Source organism: Mycolicibacterium setense, from assembly GCF_000805385.1.
GTDB lineage: Bacteria > Actinomycetota > Actinomycetes > Mycobacteriales > Mycobacteriaceae > Mycobacterium > Mycobacterium setense.
The window spans coordinates 277349-294715 of the sequence record NZ_JTJW01000001.1 but is presented as its reverse complement, the minus strand read 5'-3'; the positions used below and the strand labels follow the sequence as shown (position 1 = coordinate 294715).

General features: G+C 66.0%; 19 protein-coding genes and 1 pseudogene. 5 read left to right on the top strand and 15 right to left on the bottom strand.

Annotated elements, in window-relative coordinates; genetic code table 11:
* Window positions 1-37: 37 nt before the first annotated feature.
* The 4 genes from QQ25_RS01380 to fadD5 all read right to left on the bottom strand — a co-directional run bounded on the left by QQ25_RS01380 (window position 38) and on the right by fadD5 (window position 4786).
* The gene (locus QQ25_RS01380) at window positions 38-1267 is read right to left on the bottom strand and encodes an MCE family protein (RefSeq protein ID WP_039376709.1); all 1230 of its coding nucleotides are present in this window, start codon (window positions 1265-1267) and stop codon (window positions 38-40) included.
* A 4-nt stretch (window positions 1268-1271) separates the two neighbouring features.
* Window positions 1272-2141 (bottom strand): MlaE family ABC transporter permease, encoded by an 870-nt coding sequence (locus QQ25_RS01375; RefSeq protein WP_039326801.1) that lies wholly within the window; start codon window positions 2139-2141, stop codon window positions 1272-1274.
* A 1-nt stretch (window position 2142) separates the two neighbouring features.
* Window positions 2143-2943 (bottom strand): MlaE family ABC transporter permease, encoded by an 801-nt coding sequence (locus QQ25_RS01370; protein ID WP_039326799.1) that lies wholly within the window; start codon window positions 2941-2943, stop codon window positions 2143-2145.
* A gap of 241 nt (window positions 2944-3184) precedes the next feature.
* On the bottom strand, window positions 3185-4786 hold the full coding sequence (gene fadD5 / locus QQ25_RS01365; protein ID WP_039326797.1) for a fatty-acid--CoA ligase FadD5: 1602 nt from the start codon (window positions 4784-4786) through the stop codon (window positions 3185-3187).
* A gap of 124 nt (window positions 4787-4910) precedes the next feature.
* On the opposite strand from fadD5, the gene QQ25_RS01360 reads away from it, so the two are divergent.
* Window positions 4911-5603 (top strand): GntR family transcriptional regulator, encoded by a 693-nt coding sequence (locus QQ25_RS01360; protein WP_039326795.1) that lies wholly within the window; start codon window positions 4911-4913, stop codon window positions 5601-5603.
* 24 nt (window positions 5604-5627) lie between these two features.
* Here the strand turns inward: QQ25_RS01360 and QQ25_RS01355 are convergent, their stop codons facing one another.
* Together QQ25_RS01355 and QQ25_RS01350 are read right to left on the bottom strand one after the other, a co-directional pair.
* Complete coding sequence (locus QQ25_RS01355) at window positions 5628-6068, bottom strand: SRPBCC family protein (RefSeq protein ID WP_039326793.1); 441 nt, start codon at window positions 6066-6068, stop codon at window positions 5628-5630.
* On the bottom strand, window positions 6037-6501 hold the full coding sequence (locus QQ25_RS01350) for an acyl-CoA thioesterase (RefSeq protein WP_039327381.1): 465 nt from the start codon (window positions 6499-6501) through the stop codon (window positions 6037-6039). The genes QQ25_RS01355 and QQ25_RS01350 overlap by 32 nt, the downstream gene beginning before the upstream one ends.
* Before the next feature lie 26 nt (window positions 6502-6527).
* On the opposite strand from QQ25_RS01350, the gene QQ25_RS01345 reads away from it, so the two are divergent.
* Complete coding sequence (locus QQ25_RS01345) at window positions 6528-7619, top strand: alcohol dehydrogenase catalytic domain-containing protein (protein WP_039326791.1); 1092 nt, start codon at window positions 6528-6530, stop codon at window positions 7617-7619.
* Here the strand turns inward: QQ25_RS01345 and QQ25_RS01340 are convergent.
* Complete coding sequence (locus QQ25_RS01340; protein ID WP_039326789.1) at window positions 7616-9334, bottom strand: acyl-CoA dehydrogenase; 1719 nt, start codon at window positions 9332-9334, stop codon at window positions 7616-7618. The two genes, QQ25_RS01345 and QQ25_RS01340, sit on opposite strands and share 4 nt — an antisense overlap.
* 9 nt (window positions 9335-9343) lie before the next feature.
* The gene (locus tag QQ25_RS01335; protein WP_039326787.1) at window positions 9344-10228 is read right to left on the bottom strand and encodes a sigma-70 family RNA polymerase sigma factor; all 885 of its coding nucleotides are present in this window, start codon (window positions 10226-10228) and stop codon (window positions 9344-9346) included.
* 99 nt (window positions 10229-10327) lie between these two features.
* On the opposite strand from QQ25_RS01335, the gene QQ25_RS01330 reads away from it, so the two are divergent.
* Window positions 10328-10708 (top strand): DoxX family protein, encoded by a 381-nt coding sequence (locus QQ25_RS01330; RefSeq protein WP_039326785.1) that lies wholly within the window; start codon window positions 10328-10330, stop codon window positions 10706-10708.
* Here the strand turns inward: QQ25_RS01330 and QQ25_RS01325 are convergent.
* Together QQ25_RS01325 and QQ25_RS01320 are read right to left on the bottom strand one after the other, a co-directional pair.
* Window positions 10701-11474, bottom strand: coding sequence for an SDR family oxidoreductase (locus QQ25_RS01325; RefSeq protein WP_039326783.1), 774 nt, complete (start codon window positions 11472-11474; stop codon window positions 10701-10703). The genes QQ25_RS01330 and QQ25_RS01325 overlap by 8 nt on opposite strands.
* Window positions 11475-11487: 13 nt before the next feature.
* The gene (locus QQ25_RS01320) at window positions 11488-12165 is read right to left on the bottom strand and encodes a TetR/AcrR family transcriptional regulator (protein WP_039326781.1); all 678 of its coding nucleotides are present in this window, start codon (window positions 12163-12165) and stop codon (window positions 11488-11490) included.
* 126 nt (window positions 12166-12291) lie between these two features.
* Between QQ25_RS01320 and QQ25_RS30450 the strand changes: the two genes are divergently transcribed.
* On the top strand, window positions 12292-12402 hold the full coding sequence (locus QQ25_RS30450) for a hypothetical protein (RefSeq protein WP_003883225.1): 111 nt from the start codon (window positions 12292-12294) through the stop codon (window positions 12400-12402).
* Here the strand turns inward: QQ25_RS30450 and QQ25_RS29965 are convergent.
* Window positions 12403-12534, bottom strand: a pseudogene (locus QQ25_RS29965) (CGNR zinc finger domain-containing protein); the annotation flags it as partial. It abuts the gene before it with no gap.
* 360 nt (window positions 12535-12894) lie between these two features.
* On the opposite strand from QQ25_RS29965, the gene QQ25_RS01315 reads away from it, so the two are divergent.
* Window positions 12895-13755, top strand: a complete 861-nt coding sequence (locus QQ25_RS01315) for an alpha/beta fold hydrolase (protein ID WP_039326780.1) — start codon at window positions 12895-12897, stop codon at window positions 13753-13755.
* A gap of 161 nt (window positions 13756-13916) precedes the next feature.
* On the opposite strand, the gene QQ25_RS01310 is transcribed toward QQ25_RS01315, so the two are convergent.
* The 4 genes from QQ25_RS01310 to QQ25_RS01295 form a co-directional block, all read right to left on the bottom strand.
* Complete coding sequence (locus QQ25_RS01310; protein WP_039326778.1) at window positions 13917-14705, bottom strand: ABC transporter ATP-binding protein; 789 nt, start codon at window positions 14703-14705, stop codon at window positions 13917-13919.
* A complete protein-coding gene (locus tag QQ25_RS01305; RefSeq protein ID WP_039326776.1) occupies window positions 14686-15726 on the bottom strand; it encodes a taurine ABC transporter substrate-binding protein in 1041 nt (346 codons plus the stop codon). Before QQ25_RS01305 ends, QQ25_RS01310 begins: the two co-directional genes overlap by 20 nt.
* A complete protein-coding gene (locus QQ25_RS01300; RefSeq protein ID WP_039376800.1) occupies window positions 15723-16586 on the bottom strand; it encodes an ABC transporter permease in 864 nt (287 codons plus the stop codon). The genes QQ25_RS01305 and QQ25_RS01300 overlap by 4 nt, the downstream gene beginning before the upstream one ends.
* A gap of 147 nt (window positions 16587-16733) precedes the next feature.
* The gene (locus QQ25_RS01295) at window positions 16734-17348 is read right to left on the bottom strand and encodes a DUF3159 domain-containing protein (protein ID WP_039326774.1); all 615 of its coding nucleotides are present in this window, start codon (window positions 17346-17348) and stop codon (window positions 16734-16736) included.
* Window positions 17349-17367: the final 19 nt, after the last annotated feature.

Here is a 17367-nt window from a genome sequence, read left to right as displayed (position 1 = left end):
GCGCAAGCCTCACGCATCTGCTGTCTATTCGCTCCGCTCATGGGTTGATCGTGTTCTCCCCCACTTGGCGACCCCACACGTACTCGGCCACGAGCGGTTGACCCATCTCGAGGTGGTTGTAGGGCGCGATCGATGCACCGGTATCCATCACCAGGTACGGCATGGGCCACAGGTCCTTGGTGATCGGCTGCCAGCAGCCGGGCCGACCCTCGGGCCCGCCCTTGGCGTTGATCCGGGGCAGGTTGTCGGGAAAGACGTACGGGTTGCCCACGCCGATCACCAGCGAGTGGGTCTGCAGCGAATAGCCGTTACCACCAAGCGCGCCCGCGAGTTTCGGACCGGCATCGTGGTAATTGCGGATCGTGCAGTACAACGCCGGGCTGTACTTGTCGAGCAGCGCCGAAGTCGGCAGCAGATCCTGCGCACCGCGGACCAGATAGGGCCCGCCGCGCTCGAAGATGTCGCCGCCGGTGTTGCCGAAGCCGACCGCCGCGACCAGCGCCTGATCCAAGTTGCCGCGCTGCTCGTTGAGAGTGCGCGCGGTGGTGACGGCGTTGTTCAGGCCGTCGAACAGATCCGGGCCCGCATTCGCGTACACCTCACCCAGATCGGCGAGACCCGCAATGTCGCGGCGGATCTGGGGCATCCGTGGATTCAGGTCGGACAGGATGTCGTTGCCGTTGACGATCGACTGACCGAACTTGTCCCCCAGACCGTCGAGCGCCTGCGCGGTCGCCGTCAGCGTCTGGTTCAGCTTGATCGGGTCGATCTGCTCGGAGATCGCGGTGATGGTCTCGAACAGGGTGTTGAACTCCGTCGTCACGCCCTGGGCGCGGATCGGCGTGGAGGGCGAGACCCGGGCCGCTGAGGGATTCTCCGGCGCGAAGAACGAGATGTACTTGTTGCCGAACACCGTGGTGGCCCGCAACTCGGCGGTCACATTCTCCGGGATCAGCTTCAGGTACTGGGGTTTGACGTCCAGCGTCAACTTGGCTTCCGGGTTGTTGTCGACGGTGACGACCTCAACCGACGCCAACCGGCCGATCGGAACACCGTTGAAGGTCACCTTCGAACCGGGGTCCATCGACAGGCCGGCCCGTCCGGACAACACGGTCAGCTGGGTCTTCTTCTCGAACGACCCGCGGAACTGCATCCACGTCAACGCCACGATCACGACGGTGACGAGCGCGAGCACCAGTCCGGCCAGCTTGTACGGCGGGATCTTGGGCTTGTTCAAGGGTGCGTGGGGCACCGAAGGCGCGGTCATGCCGCTACACCGTGAGGTTGAAGTTGGGGTCGGTGCCGTAGAGCGCCAACGATGCCAACAGGACCACCAACACGATTGCGATCAACGAGGTTCGCATCGACCTCCCCACTGCCTCACCCACACCGACAGCACCGCCACTGGCGTAATAGCCGAAGTAGCAGTGATTCAACATGACCACGATCGACATGATGATGACCTCGAGGAAGGACCACATCACGTCGTCGACGCGCAGGAACGTATGGAAGTAGTGCTCATACGTACCGACTGACTGCGAGTAGAAGATCGTCGTGACGAACTGCGCAGACAGGAAGGACAGCAGGATCGCCATCGCGTACAGCGGGATGATGACGATCGATCCGGCGATGATCCGGGTGGACACCAGGTACGAGATCGACCTGATACCCATCACTTCCAGCGCGTCGACTTCCTCACTGATGCGCATGGCGCCGAGCTCCGCCGTGGCACCGGCGCCGACCGTGGCGGCCAGCGCCTGTCCGGTGACGACCGGGGCAACGACGCGGATGTTTGCCAGGGCGGCGAAGAAGCCGGTGAAGGCCTCGACGCCGATATTGCCCAGGGAGGCGAAGCCCTGGATGGCGATGAGCGAGCCGGCCGACAGCGTGACGAATCCGATGATCGCCACGGTGCCGCCGATGACGGCCATGGCTCCGGTACCCATGCCGATCTCGGCGACCAACCGCAGCGCCTCACGGCGATAGTGCCGGAACGCGTGCGGGATCGAGGAGATGGCCTGCACCACGAACCATGCGACATGGCCCATGCTGTCGAGGAACCGAGCCGGAGTGCCGGCGATGTCGGAGGTGCGCGAAAACGCCCGGGGGAACCTGGAGCGAAGGACTGTTGCGGTACTCATGTCAATGCCCTGTTCCGAACCGCACACCGATGGTGGTGAGCACGACGTTGACTGCGAACAATGCGACGACGCACAAAACCAGCGTCTCGTTGACTGCGGTGCCGACACCCTTTGAGCCGCCGGCCACCGTCAGGCCCCGGTAGCAACCGACGAGTCCGGCGATCAGGCCGAACAGCGTGGCCTTGATGACCGAGATCATCACCTCGGGGAACCCGGTCAGCAGGGTCAGCGTGGAGACGTAGGCGCCGGCCGACACGTTCTGGATGTAGACGCCGAAGAAGAAGCCGCCGACCAGACCGATGGTGATCACCGCGCCGTTGAGCATGAAGGCCACGAATGTCGAGGCGACCACGCGGGGAACGACCAGCCGCTCGATCGGGTCGATGCCGAGCACCTCCAGCGCGTCGATCTCTTCACGCACGGTGCGGGCACCGAGGTCGGCGCAAATCGCCGTCGATCCGGCACCGGCCACCACGAGCACCGTCACCAGCGGACCGAGCTGCGTGACCGCGCCCAACGCGGCACCGGCACCCGAGACGTCAGCCGCACCGAACTCCGCCAACAGGATGTTCAGCGTGAAGATGATGAGGACGGTCAGTGGGATCGAGACCGCGAGGGTGGGCAGGAATGCCACCCGGATCAGGAACCAGCTCTGCAGCACGAACTCTTTCCACTGGAAAGGCCGTGTGAGAAAGGCCTTTCCAGTGAGCACAGTCATCTTGAAGAAGCCACCGACCATAGCCAGCGGCTTCTCCAGTTGACCACGTACGTAGCCGACGAGCCCGTCGGCTGGCGCCGTCACCGCTGCGCCCCCTGGACGTGTTGCACGCCCCCTCCTCGTCGCCTGTCAGCTTGTGTGATCCGTCTCTCCCTACTCACCAGTAGTAACTGAGACCACCGGACTGTACCCGATAAAAACCGGGGCGTGCACCGCATCGAGTGGATTGTGCCATCAACTGTTAGCGAGAGCGTGCAAAGACAGCAAACTTTCCTCGCGACCTGCAGAAACCGTTGACGCTGAGTTACTTTCGTAACCGTCAACGCTATCGGGTGCTGATCGGCGAACCGAAGCGCTCCCGGAGTTCGGTCTTGAGGACCTTCCCCGCGGGGTTGCGGGGCAATGCGTCGACGATTTCGAGCGCCTTCGGATGCTTGTAGCGCGCCAGTCGTTCGGTGAGGAACCCGTCGATCTCGTCCAGGTTGAGGGCGTCGCCTCTGGCGAGTGCGACCACGGCGACCGGAACCTCACCCCATTTGTCGTCATGCCTGCCGATCACCGCGACCTCGGTGATGGCGGGATGCGCGGCCAGGACGTTCTCCACTTCCGCGCAGTAGATGTTCTCTCCGCCGGAGATGATCATGTCCTTCTTGCGGTCGACAACCCAGATGTAGCCTTCCTCGTCCTGACGGACCAGATCGCCCGAGTGGAACCACCCGCCGGCGAACGCCTCGGCGGTGGCCTTGGGGTTGTTCCAGTAGCCCGCCATCAAAGTTGGGGCGCGATAGACGATCTCGCCCACCTCACCGACCGCAACGTCGTTCATGTTCTCGTCCACGATCCGGGCCGAGACCGTGGGGATGACCTGACCGACCGACCCGAGTTTGCGAATTGCGTCGTCCGCCAACAACATGCACGTGACGGGCGACATCTCGGTCTGCCCGAACGCGGCCAGAATCTGGCTGCCCGGGAACGTCTCGGCCATTGCCCGGAGCAAGGTGTCCGACGCCGGAGCCGCGCCCCACGACAGCGCCCGCAGGCACAGATCGCGCGGATTGGCTTTCTGCTCAGCGCAAACCGCCTGCCACTGCGCGGGCACCAGGAAGATGGCGGTGACCTTCTCGGCCGCGAGCACGTCGAGCAGCGCGCCCGGGTCGAACGCGCCGAGCGGGTAGATCACCGTGGGCAGACCGAGCGTCAGACCGGTGTTCACGTTCCCGGCGACACCGGCGATGTGGAACAGCGGGACGCCGATGAACCCGACGTCGTTGTTGATGTCGACACCGGTGGTGAACAGGTTGGTCATGCCCTGCCCGGCAAGGTTGGCGTGGGTCAGCACCGCGCCCTTGGGCCGGCCGGTGGTGCCCGAGGTGTACATGATCAGCGCCGGGGCATCGTTCGGGATGTCAACCGGGGGCGCCGATTCGCCGTCTTCGGCAATCAGGGCCTCATAGCCGAGGACCGTGTCGTCGGCGGGGGCATCGGTGCCGTCTCCGGCCACGATGACAGTCGACAGCGTGGCGTCGAGATCGCGCACCGCCGTCGCAACACCGGCCAGTACGGGCTCGGTGACGACGACGCGGGCCTCGCAGTCGCTGACCAGAAAGGCGATCTCCGGCGGCGTCATTCGGAAGTTCACGGGCACCGCGACGGCTCCGAGCTTGTTGGCCGCCAGCATCGCCTCGATGAACTCGGGACGGTTCAGCATCAGGATCAGGACACGGTCGCCGAACCCGACACCGCGGCGGCTCAAGGCGTCGGCCAACCTGGTCACCCGATGATCGAGCTCGCGCCACGTTGTGGTGCGCCCCAGGAACCGCAGGGCGGTTTTCTCGGGCTGCATCAGGGCATGCCGCGTGAGTTGGTTGGCCCAGTTCTGACGGCGGGCCAGGTACGGCTGCTCGGTGGGGAACGGCTCGGCAGTCAACGGATCAGTACTCCATCGGTATCGAGTTGCACGGATTTTATATTTGATCAAACATGGGGTTGCCCCGGTCACACTATGGCCTCGGCGCCTCGGCGACAAGCCACAGAAAGGCGACCGGATTCGCGTGAACGCACCTGCCAGAGCGGCCGTGCAACGTCGTCGTGGAGGACGGCGCGAGCAACTTTCCGACGAGGTCGCCGCCCAGCTCCGGGCCGAGATCATGACCGGGGTGCTCCGGCCCGGGACATTCATCCGCCTCGACGAGACCGCCGCGGCGCTCGGGGTCAGCATCACTCCCGTGCGGGAGGCACTGCGCACCCTGCGCGGCGAGGGCATGGTGCAGCTGGAACCGAACCGCGGACATGTCGTCGTGCCGCTGACCCGGTCCGACGTCGAAGACATCTTCTGGCTGCAGGCCACCATCGCGCGTGAGCTGGCCGCCACCGCCACCACGCGCATCACCCCGGCTCAGATCGACGAGCTCGAGCAGCTCAACTCCGACCTTGCCGCCGCCGTGAGCGATCGTGATCCCCGAGCGATCTCGTCCGCCGAGTTCGCCTTTCACCGGGCCTTCAACCATGCCAGCGGACGGATCAAGCTGGCCTGGTTCCTGCTGCACGTCGCGAGGTACCTGCCCGCGCTGATCTACTCGACGGATCCGCAGTGGGGCACCGAGGCCGTGGAAAACCACCGGCTGCTGATCGACGCTCTGCGGCGACGCGACACCGCCGCCGCGATGGAGCTGAACTCGAACCAGTTCACCGACGCGTCCCAGCGGCTGATCGCGCGACTCAACGAGATCGGGATGTGGGACTGACTCGGCGCCACCGACCTCCGCTGCCTAAGCAGACAGCTGCTGCGCCCTGGTGATGAGGGCGTTGGCGAGGTGATCCAGGGTGTCGCCGATGAGCTTCTTGACCATCATCGCCGGGACCGGCAGTTTGACCTCAACCTCGAGATCGACCTGAAGCAGCGTGCTATCCGGCCCCAGCGGCACTACCGAGAACCGCTGCTCCTGCTTGGTGAAGTGGTCACCCTGCTGCAGCACGGTGTAGATCTGGTTCTCCGCCGGGTAGTAGACGGCATTGATGAAGACGCCGGACTGTCCCTGGATCTCGACATCGAGCCGCAGCTGGCTGGGCCGGCCGTCGTCGTAACGGGCCAGGATCCAGCAACCCTTGATCTCAGGGTTCCACTGCGGATAGGCCTCGAAATCCGCGACGATCGCCATGATCTTCTCGGCAGGGGCATCAACCTCGACGGTCTTGCTCACGAGTGGCATCCGGCGAGCATATCGACTGCAGCAGATCGCGGATCACGTCGGGAATCGGTACCGGGCGGCGCGTGGCCCGGTCGACGTAGACGTGCACCCAGTGGCCGACCGCCGCCACCGGGCCGTCCGGCTCGAACAATCCGAGCCGGTAGGTGACGCTGCTGTTGCCCAGCCGGGCCACCGCCAGCCCGACCACCAACGGGTCGGGAAACTTCAACTCCGCGAAGTAGCGGCAGCCCGACTCGGCGACCACGCCCAACCATGGCGCGTTGACGGGATCGACGTCGCAGTTGGTGTTGATCCAGGCGTTGATCGCGGTGTCGAACAACTCGTAGTACACCGCGTTGTTGAGGTGACCGAACATGTCGTTGTCGGTCCAGCGGGTCAGCACCGGCCAGTGCAGCGGAAAATCGTCGCGGGTCAACTGGGCTCCGTCGGTCATGTCTGGAGTCTGACAGGCTGGTGGGTATGAAGATCCGCGGCGCCGTCCTCGAGCACATCGGACTCCCCCGCCCATACGCCGAGTCGCAGCCGATCCGGGTGAGCGACCTCGATCTCGCCGAGCCCGGCCCCGGCGAACTATTGGTGCGCATCGAGGCCGCGGGGTTGTGCCACTCCGATCTCTCGGTGGTGGACGGCAACCGGGTACGCCCGGTCCCGATGTTGTTGGGCCACGAAGCCGCCGGGATCGTCGAGGCCGGTGACACCGATCTGCCGGTGGGCCAGCGAGTGGTGATGACGTTCCTGCCGCGCTGCGGAGACTGCCCCGCCTGCGCCACCGACGGGCTCACCCCATGCGGATCCGGATCGGCCGCCAACGGCGCAGGCACCTTGATGAACGGCGACATCCGGCTGACCCGTGACGGCCAACCGGTGTTCCATCACCTCGGCGTATCCGGTTTCGCCACCTACGCTGTCGTCGACCGTCGCTCGGTGGTGCCCGTCCCCAGCGATGTCCCAGCAGTCGTCGCGTCCTTATTGGGGTGTGCGGTACTCACAGGTGGCGGGGCAGTGCTCAATGTGGGCACCCCGCGGCCCGGCCAAACCGTGGCGATCGTCGGCCTGGGCGGCGTCGGCATGGCGGCTGCCCTGACCGCGCTCGCGCACGACGACGTCCGGGTCATCGGCGTGGACCAGCTGCCCGACAAACTCGACCGCGCCCGCGACCTGGGCGTGCACGAGACCTACACCCCTGAGCAGGCCGCCGACCTCAAGGCCGACGTGGTGATCGAAGCCGCCGGCCACCCAGCCGCGCTGGAAACCTCGATCGCGCTCACCGGGCCCGGCGGGCGCACGATCACCGTCGGCCTGCCCCGGCCGGATGCCCGAATCTCGGTGGCGCCGTTGGGTTTCGTCGCCGAAGGCCGGTCGCTGATCGGCAGCTACCTCGGCTCGGCGGTGCCGGCACGTGACATCCCACGTTTCGTCGAACTGTGGCGGGCCGGACGGCTGCCCGTCGAGCTGCTGGTGTCCTCGACCATCACGCTCGATCAGATCAACAGCGGTATGGACGAGCTATCCGACGGGCGGGCGGTGCGCCAGATCATCGAATTCGACTAGAACCAGCTGTCGCGCATCTCCAGAGTGGTCCGGTCCATGCTCTCCAACAGATCCAATTGCGGTGCGGTCTTGGGCAGTTCATACCGGAAGAAGTACTGTGCGGCCTGCCGTTTGCCGTCATAGAAATCCCCGATGCGGCCGTGGGCGGCCAGCACCTGCTCCAGCCAGATCCATGCCACCACGATGTGGCCGAACGCCTCCAGGTACACCGCGCTGTTGGCCATCGCGGCCTCGACATCACCGGAGGCGAACATCGCCCCGGTCACCGCGACCAGCCGCTGCCATGCGGTGTCGAGTTGCGCGGCCAGATCCGGTGCCGCCTCCGCACCCGCAGACACCGTCTTCGCCACCCGCTCCCCCAAGGCCGCCAAGCTGGCCCCGCCGTTCTGGGTCACCTTGCGGCCCAACAGATCCAGGCTCTGAATGCCGTGCGTGCCTTCGTGGATCGGGTTGAGCCGATTGTCGCGGTAGTGCTGCTCGACGTCGTACTCGCGGGTGTAGCCGTAGCCACCATGGACCTGGATGGCCAGGCTGTTGGCCTCCACACACCACTGCGACGGCCAGCTCTTGGCGACCGGGGTGAGGATGTCGAGCACAGAACTGTCGCCGGCGGCATCGCTGTCTATCAACTTGGCGCAGTACAGCAGCAGCGCAAGCCCGCCTTCGACATAGGCCTTCTGCGCCAGCAACATTCGCTTGACATCGGCGTGCTCGACGATAGGCACCTGCGGGGTCGACGGGTCCTTGACGCCCAACGGCCGGCCCTGCGGACGCTCGCGCGCGTACTCGAGCGACTTGAGATAGCCGGTGTAGCCGAGCGCCACGGCGCCCATCCCGACACCCAGGCGGGCCTCGTTCATCATGCGGAACATGTAGACGATGCCGCGGTGTGGCTCCCCCACGAGATACCCGACGGCGCCGTCGAAGTTCAGTACCGTGTTGGTGATACCGCGTTGCCCCATCTTGTGATTGAGCCCGGAGATGGCCACCCCGTTGCGGGTGCCGTCGGCCAGGAACTTGGGCACGATGAACAGCGATATGCCCTTGGTGCCCGCGGGTCCGCCCGGAATCTTGGCCAGCACGAGGTTGACGATGTTCTCGGTGAGCTCATGCTCTGCCCCCGAAATCCACATCTTGGAACCGAACAGGCGATACGTACCGTCGGCCTGCGGCTCGGCGCGGGTGGTGATGTCGGCCAGCGACGATCCCGCCTGGGTCTCCGACAGCGCCATGGTGCCCGAGAACCGGCCCGCGAGCATCGGCTTCACGAAAGTCTCGATCTGCTCCGGAGTACCGAAGTGCGCCACCAGATTGGCGTTGGCGATGGTCAGCATCAGATAGCCCGAGGTCGACACGTTGGCCGCGGCGATCCAGGCGAACGCGGCCTGCGCGACGGTGACCGGCAGTTGCGCACCGCCGAGTTCGTCGTCGAAGCCCATCGCCAGCAGATCGGCCGCGGCGAACGCGTCCCACGCTTCTTTGACGTCGGGGATCAGCGTGACGGTCTGCCCGTCAAACGTGGGCTCGTTGGCGTCGCTGAGCTTATTGTGCGGCGCGAAGTAGCGGGTCGCGAGCTGCTCGCACAGATCCAGCACGCCATCGAAGGTCTCGCGGGAATGCTCGGTGAATCTGTCCAGTGCCGTGAGCTTTTCGACGTCCAGCCACTCGTAGAGCAGGAAGTCCAGGTCACGCCGCGAGAGGATCGTCGACTTCATCCGGCAAGGCTAGTCGCCCGCGGGTGGCTCGGGCAGGGACATCCGGGCCAGCCGTCGTGGATCGAGGATCGACACGATCCCGACCAGCCGACCACCGTCGACGATGCAGGCCATCACGCTGAGCGGACGACCCGTCGGCCCCCACGCCAGGATCCCCGGCTCGCCGTTCACCGACACGCGCCGCGCCAGGACGCGGGTCCCCTGACCGCGCCGGACCGCGGCGACGACCGCGTCCGATCCGGTCCCGACGGTCGCGCCCGTTGCCGTGTACCGCTGCCAGGTGACGTCGGGATCCAGCACGCGCAGCAGTGCGTCGAAGTCGCCGTCGCGTGCGGCGGCCAGGAAGGCGTCGACGACCTGCCGCTGCTCGTGCTTCCTGCGACGGTCCCTGGTAGGCGGCGGCACGTCCTGCACCTTCCGGCGCGCCCGGCTGGCCATCATCTTGACCGCGTCGCTCGACCTGTCGAGGATCTGCCCGATGTCGGCGAACGGCACGGCGAACATGTCGTGCAGGACGAACGCCAGCCGTTCGTCCGGGCGCAGTGATCCCAGCACGACGAGCATCGCCAGTCCGACCGTATCCGCGAGCACCGCGGCGTCCTCCGGGGTGTCGACATCCTCGGTGACGACGAATTCAGGAATGTCGACGGCGGCAGAAACTTCGGCGCGGCTGCTGCGCGCTCGCAGCATGTCGATGCAGATTCGGCCCACCACGGTCGTCAGCCATCCCGGAGCGTTGTCGACCGCGCCAGCGTCCTGGCGGGACAGCCGGAGCCACGCCTCCTGCACGGCGTCCTCGGCGTCCGCCCGCGAACCCAGGACGCGGTGGGCAACCGCGAGCAGTCGCGGGCGCTGTTCTTCGAATGTCTCGGCCAGTGATGCCTCGGGCGTCATGCGTTACCTCTTCTCGCGCGGATCCGTCATAGGGGTGACGAGTCGGCTGGGCCTGACGTAACCACGAGGCCCGACCGTAACCACGAAACGGAGCGTGCAATGAACACCATCCTCTGGATCATCACCATCCTCGCCGCCGCGGCGTATGCGACCGGCGGAACCACCATGCTGGTGATGTCGCGCGAGAGATACCGGTCGATCGGCAAGACCCAGCACTGGGTCGACGACTTCGGCGCCGGTCACCTCAAGGCGATCGGGGCCATCAAACTGATCGGTGCGCTCGGCCTGGTGCTCCCCGTCGCGGTGGGCATCGCGCCCGTGCTGACCCCGGTGGCCGCCTGTGGCCTGGCACTGTTCATGGCCGGCGCGGCCACCACCAGATTCCGTCGCAGCGAATGGCCCTACATGGCAGGCGACGTGGTCTATCTCGGCGTGTTTGCCTTCTTGGCCTGGGGCTGGTTCACGCTGCCCGTCACCTGATGGTGCTGACTCCGCCGTCGACCGGGATCACCGCACCGGTGATGTACGCACTGGCCCGGCTGGCCAGGAACACCGAGATGCCGGCGATGTCGTCGGGTTGCCCGATGCGTCCGAGGGGCAGGGCCGACCCGACCGCGTCGGACCCGGCGCGCAGCATCTCCTTGGTCATCCGCGATTCGAACAGGCCGGGCGCGATCGCGTTGACCAGGATCCGCGGGGCGAGCTCACCCGCCAGATGCTTGGTCAGCATGTGCACGGCGGCCTTGCTGGCGCTGTAGGAGAAGTTGTCGCGGCCCTTTTCCGGTGCGACGATGCCGTCGATGCTGCCGGTGTTGACGACGCGGGCCGGATCTTCTTCGGTGGCACCGGAATTCAGCAGCGGGGTGAGCGCCCGGGTGAGCAGGAACACGCCTTTGACGTTGACGTCGTAGACCTTGTCGAAGCCCGATTCCGGGAACTCGTCGTAGGGTGCGCCCCAGGCCGCGCCCGCGTTGTTGAACAGCGCGTGGATCGCGCCCTCACGCCCGGTGACGGCCGCGGTGAGGGCGGCGACGCCTTCGGCAGTCCCGAGATCGGCAGGCACAGCGGAGATCCGGCCGAGCGGGGACAACGCGTCGACCGCCGCGGCCAGCTCGGCCTCCTTGCGGCTCGAGACGTACACGGACGCCCCCGCCTGCAGCAGGCCCCGGGCCATCATCAGGCCGATGCCACGGCCGCCTCCGGTGACGACGGCGACCTTGCCGTCCAGTCGGAACAGATCAGTCATGCCTACCCGTCCTTCAAGCCTTCTCGTCGATCTCGACACCGAGAGGGGATTCGTTGCGAACTGTCTCGTCTCGGATCAGGCCACGCAGCAGCGCGGTGCTGAACTCCACCGCGATCTCCTGGGCCGTCCGCCTGCCGTGCGGTCGCAACCACCGGTAGGAGCCCAACGTCATCCCGATGTAGCCGAGGGCCAGCACGTGCGAATCGCAGTCGTAGAACTCGCCGCTGGCGATGCCCCGGTCGATCACGTCACGGACATGCTCGTAGACCTGGGTCTCGGCGTGCCGGATATAGGCCACCTGCTCCTCGGTGAACCACTCCGCGATGTACGGGCCCTCCTGGAAGTACACGGCCGCGCGCTCCAGGTCGTTGGCGATGCCGACCATCAGCCGCCGGGTGAAGTTGTAGATGGTTTCCCGGGCCGAAGCCGTCGGATCATCGTGCAGCGCCTCGACGGTGAAGTCCGCCGTGCCTTTGTAGATGTCGTAGAGGATCAGCGACTTGCTGGAGTAGTAGTGGTAGACCGTGGCCTTGTTGAGGCCGACGGCCTCGGCGACATCGTCCATCCGGGTGCCGTGATAGCCGCGGGCGGCGAACAGTTTGGCCGCGACACTCAGCAGTTCATCACGGCGGGATGTCCCGTTGGCGGCCGCGCCGCCGCGGCCCCGGCCGCCCTCTGCATCGGATGACATAGCACACTCACTATCAGCATCGCCCGGACCTTGCCCAGGAAATCAATCAACTAGATGGTTGAAGAGTGTAGGCAATTCCGCGCGCGACCCTGTTCCGGCCTTGCCTTATACGACTAGACTCCGGGCATGGATCCGAATCCTGACTACGACCTCAGCGACGAGAGCGACTTCTTCTTCCCGTGGCTGGCCTGGGGTCTGCGCGGCGTCTACCCGCCCCCGGCCTATCCCCCGGTGTGATCAGGACTGTTCGTCAGTCTTCGCAGTCCGGGCGCGCTGGTGATGCCGGCGCGCCTTCATGCGGTTTCCGCAGGTAGCCATCGAACACCAGCGTGCGGTGTTCCGCTTGCTGCGATCAATCAGAAACAGCCGGCGATCCGGATTCCCACGCGCGTAGTCGGCATGGCCGCCCCGTTGACGATCGGCTCCAGCGCAGCCGCTGCCTCATTCCCACGGGCCACCGCCTGAAACACCCTCCAGGCCTCGGTCAGATCGGCCAATTCGGCTTCGGTAACCCCGTGCTCATGTAGCCAGCCCCGGCGTGCGTTCGGCGAGTATGTCGCGCCGCCCCCATTCGATCACCGGTGTCGCGTTGGGCAGATCCAGCAGTAGGACCCCGTCTCGCAGGCCGACTCGAGCAGCCTCATATCTAACCCCTTAATGCCTATTGACAGGTTAAGTCGCGAAGCGTTGACTGTCGCTAACCACTGAAACTAGTTATAGGAGTTAGATATGACCGTGCACCATCGCTTCGCCACCGTCGACGGACAGCGGCTGTTCTACCGTGAGGCAGGCACGCCGGACGCACCGACGATCGTGCTGCTGCACGGCTTCCCGACGAGCTCGCACATGTTCCGCGACCTCATCCCCCGGCTGGCCGAGCGCTACCGCGTCATCGCGCCCGACCACCTGGGCTACGGACACTCCGATGCACCGGCGGTCACCGAGTTCGACTACACCTTCGACGCGCTCGCCGACTTGACCGAAGGCCTGCTCAACCAACTCGGGGTCTCCCGCTACGCGATCTACGTCCAGGACTACGGCGCCCCGATCGGCTGGCGCCTGGCGCTGCGGCATCCGCAGGCCATCACGGCGATTGTGAGCCAGAACGGCAACGCCTACGACGAAGGCTTCGTCGAGAGCTTCTGGACCGGGGTGTGGGCCTACCAACGTGAGCAGACCCCCGAGACCGAAGCGGGAGTACGAACCGTATTGAACGTCGACGGCATCAAATGGCAGTACCTGACCGGGGTTTCCGACGAAAGCCTGGTCAACCCCGACACCTGGGTGCACGACGCGGCGATGGTGGCCCGCCCGGGCAATGACCTGGTGCAGCTCAAGCTTTTCCGTGACTACGCCACCAATGCACCGCTGTACCCGGCGTTGCACGAATACCTGCGCACCAGTGCGGTTCCCGTGCTTGCGGTGTGGGGCGAGGGTGATCCCATCTTCGGCCCCGACGGCGCCCGAGCGTTCGGCAAGGACGCTGTCGACGCCGAGGTCCACCTGCTCGACGGTGGGCATTTCCTGCTGGAGACACATGGCGACGAAGTCGCCGCATTGATCGACGACTTCCTGCAGCGGCGGGCCTGACGCGAAAGTCCTCCGCCGAAAGTGACGCCATGGTCGTTACCCGTGAGTGTTTACGACCATGGCGTCACTTTGGGCGCAAAGGTTTACGCCGCACCAGCCCAATTCGCGGCTACGCCGCGGGAGCCCGATTCGCGGCTACGCCGCCGGAGCCCGATTCGCGGCTACGCCGCGGCGGCAAGCTTTACCGCGTCACTCACATCCGTCCGCAACTTGAGGTACTCCGGCGAGCGACGCAGCTCATGCGCATCGACGCCGGTGCGCGGCAGATCCACCGGCAGGTCCAGGGCGATCTTGCCGGGCCTGCGGGTCAACACCACGATCCGTGAGCCCAAGAACGCGGCCTCGTCGGCGCTGTGCGTGACGAAAACTGTTGTGCGACCGGACTCTGCGCTCACCTGGCGGACATCCTCCTGCAATCGCTCGCGGGTCAGCGCGTCCAGTGCCGCGAACGGCTCGTCCAGCAGGAACAGAGGCGTCTCGGCGGCCAGTGCCCGCGCGATCGCGACACGCTGCTGTTGCCCGCCGCTGATCTCCCAGATCTTGCGTTTGGCAGTGCCTTCCAGCCCCACGCGTTCCAATATTTCCGCTCGGCGCTGAGGCCGTAGGTCACGCGGCACGTTGGCGTACTTCAGGGCCAGGTCCACGTTGCCGCCGACCGTGCGCCATGGAAACAGCCGCGGCTGCTGAAACACCACGCCCGAGGTGACCCCGGGCGTCGGGCGCCCACCCGAGACCTGAACCTCGCCCTCCGACGGGGTCTCGAACCCGGCGATGAGCCGCAGCAGCGTGCTCTTGCCGCACCCCGAGGCCCCGACCAGAACCAGGAACGCACCGGGCTCGACGTCGAGATCCACCGGGCCGAGCGCCGTGACCTCGTCCGAGCCACGCCCGTAGCGGTGCGCGACGTTCTTGATCACCAGGGCGCCGGCGTCACTGCTTGGTGATGACATCCGGCAATCCCTTCGTGTAGACGGCGTCCTTGAAGGTCTGCAGGGACGCCGCCGCCGGGATCTGTTTCTGATCGGCCAGGAACTGCGAGGCACTCTGCAGATTGGCCGCGATGTTGCCCGGCGCGCCCTCGGCGCCCAGCCACTCGGGTGAGGCCACCTGCGCCGGGGTCAGGTAGACGCCCTGCTTGAGTTGTCCGGCAACGTCTTCCGGGCTCAGACCGACCTCGGCGGCGATCGCCTTGGCCGCGGCCTGCGGATCGTCCTTGATGACATTGAGCGCGCGGGCCTGCTGCTGGCGCCAGATGTCGACGACCTCGGGGTGAGCCGTGGAGAACTCGTCGGACACGGCGGCCAGATCCAGCGTGGGCTTACCGTCCTTGGCCAACTGCCGGCTGGTGATCAGATCCTTACCGCTCTTGCGCAGCTGGTCCAGCGTCGGCAGCCAGCTGTAGGCCGCCGCGATGTCGCCCCGGTCCCACGCCGCCAAGATGGCCTGCGGCTGCAGGTCGATCAGCTGAACATCATTGGGCGACAAGCTGTTCTGCGCCAAAGCTGCCAGCAGGCTGTAGTGCGCGGTGGACGCGAACGGCGTCGCGACGCGCTTGCCCCGCAGATCGGGGATCGAGTTGACCCCGGCACCGTCACGGGCCACCAAGGCCTCATTGTCACCGGCGACGTCGAGGACGAAGGCCACCTTGTACGGAATGTTCAGCGGGGCCGACAATCCGCGTGCCACAGGGCTCGAGCCCAGGGCACCGAAGTCCAGTTCCTTGGCGATGAACGCGGTGTTCACGTCGGCCCCGGAGTCGAACTTCGTCCACTTGATGTTGTAATCGGGCAGCGCCTCTTCGAGCCACTTGTTGTTCTTGACGATCAGATCCCCACTCGGAAAGGACTGGTAGCCAAGGCGAATGGTAGGTTTCGCCGGATCGTTGCCGTTCCGCCCGTCCTGGCCCACCGCGCACCCGGACAGTGCCAGGGCCGATGTGACGGCCACCGCCACCAGTGCTTTGAACTTCATATCTTCCCTCTCCATGGAACAGCGCGCCGCTCCACGGCGCGCAGACCTCCGTCGATGACCAGACCAGAGATCCCGATGGCAAAGATCCCGACCAGCACGACCGGTGTGTTGTTGTAATTGCTTGCGTCCTTGACCAATCCGCCGATGCCGGGGATGCCGTTGAACAGTTCTGCGGCCACCACCGACGAGTACGCCATGCCGACGGCCAGCCGGATTCCGGTGAAGGTTTCCGGCAGCGCCGAGGGCACCACGACGTCACGGATCACCTGTGCCCGGGTGGCGCCCAGCGCCCGCGCCGCCTCTTGCAGCCCGACAGGTGCGGCGACCACGGCCGCCGTGGTTGCCACCGCGGCGGGCGGCAGCGCTGCGAGTGCCAGCAGCGCGATCTTGGGTGCCTCGTCGATGCCCAGCCAGATCACCAGCAGGAAGAAATAGGCCAGCGGTGGCAGAGCTCGCAGGAAGGTCAGCCACGGCTCGAGCACACTGCGCAGCCATCCGACCGAGCCCATCAGCAGACCGAGCGCGACGCCGACGACGACGCCTATCACGACACCGGCCAGCACACGGCGCAGCGTCATGTAGAGGTGCTCGTAGAGCAGGTACCCGCCGTAGCCGCGGGCCCCGTCATGCGTGGTCGAGACGTCGATGAAAGCGCGCCAGACCGCGGACGGGTAAGGAACGAACGTCTGATTCCAGATGCCGGCCCAGGCGACTGCCTGCCACACAGCGAAGAACACCACGACCGAAAGCAGCGGCAATACGGACTTGGCCAGCACACTGCGCCAGCGGTTGGACGACGCGGCGAGACGTGGCGGACCGGTTTCGGCCTCGCTGGGCACGATATCGACGAACACAGACACTGTGGGCAGCTTTCTGTTGCTGAAGCAGGATGTGGCGATCGGCTTCAGCGACGACAGCAACCGGGCAGCGTTCCGTTCACCCGGGTATTGCTACCGATGTCAGCCCGCTGCGAGAAGGGCTGGAATCGCGGTGAGTTTATGGGCCGCTCAGGTTGCCGAACGTGGCAATGCCCGGATCGCGTACCGGGCGCTGAGCAGAACCAGCGTGGTGGTCACGACGAACAACGGCCAGCCCATCGCGAGGCGGGCCACCGCGAGTAGCCCGTCCTGCCCCGTGTCGTAGAGGTAGTTCTGCACCAGGAACCGCGACCAGGACACCGTCGCCAGGACCGCGGTGACGACATTGAAAACCAGCCGCACCCCGGGGACCTGGCGCCAGGTGCCGTCCCGCCCGGTGGCCCAGGCCCAGATGACGCCGACGAGCGGACGCCTGACGAGGATCGAGACGGTCATCGCGATGGCCGAGGCCAGCGACATCCAGATACCCGGGAGATAGAAGTCCTTGGCCTGGCCCGTCACCAGGGCCAGCAGCGCACAGCCGGCAACACCGACGAATCCCCACAGTGCGGGTCTGATCGATTCGCGGCGCAGCAGTTGCCAACCGAACACGACGGCCGCCGTCGCCAGAGCGGCGATGATCGCAGGAACCCGCCCCGAGAGTGCCGAGACCGTCGCGTACACCGTCACCGGTAACGCCGAATAGACCATGCCGCTGACACCGCCGACGCGCGCCATCAGTCCGTCGAGTGGGGAATCCGTCATGGGGGTGTGGGCCTCGCGT